Origin of the sequence: Streptomyces inusitatus (assembly GCF_014651115.1) — a bacterium.
Classification (GTDB): Bacteria; Actinomycetota; Actinomycetes; order Streptomycetales; family Streptomycetaceae; genus Streptomyces; species Streptomyces amakusaensis.
Genome location: NZ_BMWG01000060.1, coordinates 1 through 4,834, shown reverse-complemented (window position 1 = coordinate 4,834; position 4,834 = coordinate 1). Strand labels below are relative to the sequence as shown.

At 71.9% G+C, this 4,834-nt stretch carries 2 protein-coding genes; both read left to right on the top strand.

Translation table 11 applies throughout. The annotated features are described in order from the left end of the window. Nucleotides 1–805, top strand: an 805-nt coding sequence (locus tag IE247_RS33785) for a phosphopantetheine-binding protein (protein WP_229869525.1), incomplete at its 5' end; no start/stop codon positions are given. 78 nt (nt 806–883) lie between these two features. Continuing rightward, nucleotides 884–4,834 (top strand): type I polyketide synthase (locus IE247_RS33780; protein WP_190127195.1); only part of this gene is annotated, 3,951 nt, incomplete at its 3' end.

Sequence of the window (4,834 nt, the reverse complement as noted above, 5' to 3'; positions counted from 1 at the left end):
CGAGTCGGGTGGTATGGCGGGTGAGCTGGGCGCGGGTGATGTGTCGCGGCTCGGCCGGGGTGGTGTCGCGGCGTTGTCGGCGGAGGAGGGTGTGGCGTTGTTCGACGCCGCGTCCGCCAGCGACCAGGCACTGTTCGTACCGGTGAAGCTCGACCTCGCCGCACTGCGTACCCAGGTGAGCGGTGGCGGGCTGGTTCCGCCGCTGCTGAGCGGACTCGTACGGGCCCCCGCCCGCCGCGCGGCGGGCACGGCGGACAGCGGGGCCGAAGGAGGGGGCGCCGCACTGCGCGAGCGTCTGTCCGGGCTCTCCCCGGCCGGCCGTGAGGAGGCGCTGCTCGAACTGGTCTGCGCCTATGTGGCCGGGGTGCTCGGCTTCGCCGGGCCCGAGGCCGTCGACCCGGCGCGCTCGTTCAGCGAGGTCGGCTTCGACTCGCTGACAGCCGTCGAGCTGCGCAATCAGCTCGGCGCGGCCACCGGCGTACGGCTGCCCGCCACGCTCGTCTTCGACTACCCCACGCCGACCGCCCTGGTGGAGTTCCTCCGGGACGAGCTGTGGCAGGACGGCGCGGCGGCGGTGCCCCCGCTCCTCGCCGAACTGGACCGGCTGGAGAAGACCCTCGTCGCCGCCCTGCCCGACGACGCGGGCCGGGACAGGATCACCGAACGCCTCCAGGCACTGCTGGCGGCCTGGGGCCAGGCCGGAGAGACACCGGCCCCCGAGGACGCCGACGTCGCCGAGGCGCTGGAGACCGCCACCGACGACGACCTCTTCGACTTCATCGGCAAGGAGTTCGGGATCTCCTAATGGGACTGTTCGGCTCCGTCCTGCCGACGGCTCTTCCCGTCTGGCTTCTGTTCTGGCTTCTGTACGAGGGATGCACGTATGAATGAGGAAAAACTCCGGTACTTCCTGAAGCGGGTGACGGCCGATCTCCACGAGACGCGCCGCCGTCTTCAGGAGGTCGAGTCGGAGGAACAGGAGCCGATCGCGATCGTCGGGATGAGCTGCCGCTACCCGGGCGGTGTCGAATCGCCCGAGGATCTGTGGCGGCTGGTGTCCCAGGAGACCGACGCCATCTCCCCCTTCCCCACCGATCGCGGCTGGGACATGGGGAGCCTCTTCGACGCGGACCCCGACGGTCGGGGCACGAGCTATGTGCGGGAAGGCGGCTTCCTGCACGACGCCAACCAGTTCGACCCGGCCTTCTTCGGGATCTCCCCGCGCGAGGCCACGGCGATGGATCCTCAGCAGCGCCTCCTCCTCGAAACCTCCTGGGAGGCCTTCGAGCGGGCCGGAATCGACCCGACCTCGGTGCGCGGCAGCCGTACCGGCGTCTTCGCGGGCGTCATGTACCACGACTACGCCTCAAGGCTGCGAGCCGTCCCCGAGGAGGTCGAGGGCTACCTCGGCACCGGCGGCTCCAGCAGCATCGCCTCCGGCCGGGTCTCGTACACCTTCGGCCTGGAGGGCCCGGCGCTCACCGTCGACACCGCCTGCTCCTCCTCCCTCGTCACCCTGCACCTGGCCATCCAGGCGCTCCGCAAGGGCGAGTGCACACTCGCCCTCGCGGGCGGCGTCACCGTCATGGCCACGCCCGGCACCTTCACCGAGTTCAGCCGTCAGCGCGGACTCTCCTTCGACGGCCGCTGCAAGTCCTTCGCGGACTCCGCCGACGGCACCGGCTGGGCCGAGGGCGCGGGCATGCTCCTCGTGGAGCGGCTCTCCGACGCGCGGCGCAACGGCCACCCGGTGCTCGCGGTGGTCCGTGGCTCCGCCGTCAACCAGGACGGCGCTTCGAACGGTCTGACGGCCCCGAACGGCCCCTCGCAGCAGCGCGTGATCCGGCAGGCCCTGGCCGACGCCCGGATCACGGCCGCCGAGGTCGACGTGGTCGAGGCGCACGGCACCGGTACGACGCTGGGCGACCCGATCGAGGCGCAGGCGCTGCTCGCGACCTACGGGCGGGAGCGCACCGAGGAGAACCCGCTGTGGCTGGGCTCCATCAAGTCCAACATGGGTCACACGCAGGCCGCCGCCGGTGTCGCGGGCATCATCAAGATGGTCATGGCGATCCGCCACGGCAGAATCCCCAAGACACTGCACGTGGACGAGCCGTCGACCAACGTCGACTGGTCGGCGGGCGCCGTCTCCCTGCTGACCGAGGCCGTGGCGTGGCCGGAGACCGGCCGCCCGCGCCGCGCCGCCGTGTCCTCCTTCGGCATCAGCGGTACGAACGCCCACACCATCATCGAGCAGGCCCCACCGCCGGAGGCCGAGGAGCGGCCGGACGACGAGGAAGGCTCCGGCCGGGGCGAGCAGCGGGCCGCCCCGGCGGTGCCCCGGACCGTCTCCGTTCCGCCCGTACTGCCCTGGCCGCTCTCGGGACGCACCGAAGAAGCCGTGCACGCCCAGGCCGGCCGTCTGCTCGCCGAGCTGCGCGCCCACCCGGAGCACGCCCCGGCCGACATCGCCTTCTCCCTGGCCACCACCCGCGCCGCCCTGGAGCACCGCGCCGTCGTCGTCGCGACGGACCCGGAGACCGTGCTGAAGGACCTCGCCGCGCTTGCGGCGGGCGAGACGACCGCGCGAATCGTCAGGGGCGAGCCCGGCACCCGAGGGAAGCTGGCGTTCCTGTTTACGGGGCAGGGGAGTCAGCGGCTGGGGATGGGGCGTGAGCTGTACGGCGCGTATCCGGTGTTCGCGGACGCGTTGGACGCGGTGTGCGCGCATCTTGATGTGCCGTTGAAGGAAGCACTGTTCGGTGTTGAGAGCGGTGCTCTCGATGAGACGGCGGTGACGCAGCCGGCGTTGTTCGCGATTGAGGTGGCGCTGTTCCGGCTTCTGGAGTCGTGGGGCGTACGGCCGGACTTCCTGTCGGGTCATTCGATCGGTGAGATCGCTGCCGCGCATGTGGCGGGTGTGTTCTCTTTGGAGGATGCGTGCACGCTGGTGGCGGCTCGTGGGCGTCTGATGCAGGCGCTGCCTTCGGGTGGCGTGATGATCGCGGTCCAGGCGTCGGAGGACGAGGTCCTTCCGCTGCTGACCGACCGCGTCAGCATCGCCGCGATCAACGGCCCGCAGTCGGTCGTGATCGCGGGTGACGAGAGCGCCGCTCTCGCTGTGGTCGAGCAACTGCCGGACCGTAAGTCGAAGCGTCTTACGGTGAGCCATGCGTTCCACTCGCCGCACATGGACGGGATGCTGGAGGCATTCCGTACAGCGATCGCGGGGCTTTCGTATGACAACCCGAAGATTCCGGTCGTCTCGAACCTCACCGGCGCACTGGTCGGCGACGACATGTCGACTCCCGAGTTCTGGGTACGCCATGTCCGCGAGGCCGTCCGCTTCCTCGACGGCGTCCGCGCCCTCGAAGCCGCCGGAGTCACCACCTACCTCGAACTCGGCCCGGCAGGGGTGCTCTCCGCCCTCGCCCAGACCTGTGTGAGCGGTGACACGGCAGCCTTCGCACCCCTGCTGCGCCCCGGCCGGTCCGAGGCCGAGACCGTGACCACCGCTCTCGCACGGGCGCAGGTCCGGGGGGTGGCCGTCGACTGGCAGGCGTACTACTCAGGCACCGGCGCACAGCGCGTCGAGCTGCCGACGTACGCCTTCCAGCGCGAGCACTACTGGCTCGACGCCGGTCACCTCGGGGGAGACGTCACCACGGCGGGTCTCCGGTCCGCCGACCACCCGCTGCTGGGCGCTTCCATCGCCCTGGCGGACGCGGACGGTCTGCTTCTCACCGGCAGGCTCTCGCTCGACACTCACCCCTGGCTCGCCGACCACGCGGTCGCGGGTGCGGTCCTGCTGCCCGGAACCGCCTTCGTCGAACTGGCACTGCGCGCGGGCGACCAGGTCGGTTGCGACCTGGTCGAGGAACTCACCCTCGCGGCACCGCTGGTGCTGCCCGCCGACACCGGGATCGAGTTGCAGATCACGGTACTGGCACCCGACGAGTCGGGCCGCCGGTCCGTCGCCTTCCACTCCCGCGCCGACCACGCGCCGGACGACGAGCCGTGGGTGCGCCACGCGACCGCCGTCCTCACCGACGGGGCCGAGACCCCGGCCTTCGACCTGACAGCCTGGCCGCCCGCCGGGGCCGACCCCGTACCGCTGGACGGGCTGTACGAGGGACTCGCGGACTCCGGATTCGGCTACGGCCCGGTCTTCCAGGGGCTGCGCGCCGCCTGGCGGCAGGGCGAGGACGTCTTCGCCGAGGTCAGCCTCCCCGACGACACCGAGCCCGGCGCGGCGCACTTCACCGTCCACCCGGCCCTGCTCGACGCGGCCCTGCACGCCATCGGCCTCGGCTCGCTCGTGGAGGACACCGGCCAGGGACGGCTGCCGTTCGCCTGGAGCGGCGTCGCCGTCCACGCGGTCGGCGCGGACACTCTGCGCGTACGGCTCTCCCGGGCCGGACAGGACACCGTGGCACTGGAGATCGCCGACGCCGAGGGCGCGCCTGTCGCCTCCGTACGCGGCCTGGCCCTGCGCGCCTTCTCTCCCGAGCAGCTCGCCGGGCCGGCCACCGGCCACGGCGACGCGCTGTTCCAGGTCGACTGGTCGACCCTGCCCACAGGCGGAGCCGTCGCCTCGGCCGAGGACTGGGCCGTCCTCGCCGCCGGTCCGCAGGGATACACCGATCCGGCGGCGCTCGACGCGCCGCCCGCCGGGAGCGACGCCTTCCCGACGACGCTGGTGGTGCCGTGTCCGCTGTCGAATTCGGCCGTGGGTGAGGTTCCGGGTGCGGTGCACACGGCGACGGGCCGCGTGCTGGCCCTGGTGCAGCGGTGGTTGGCGGACGAGCGGTTCGCTGATTCGCGTCTGGTGTTC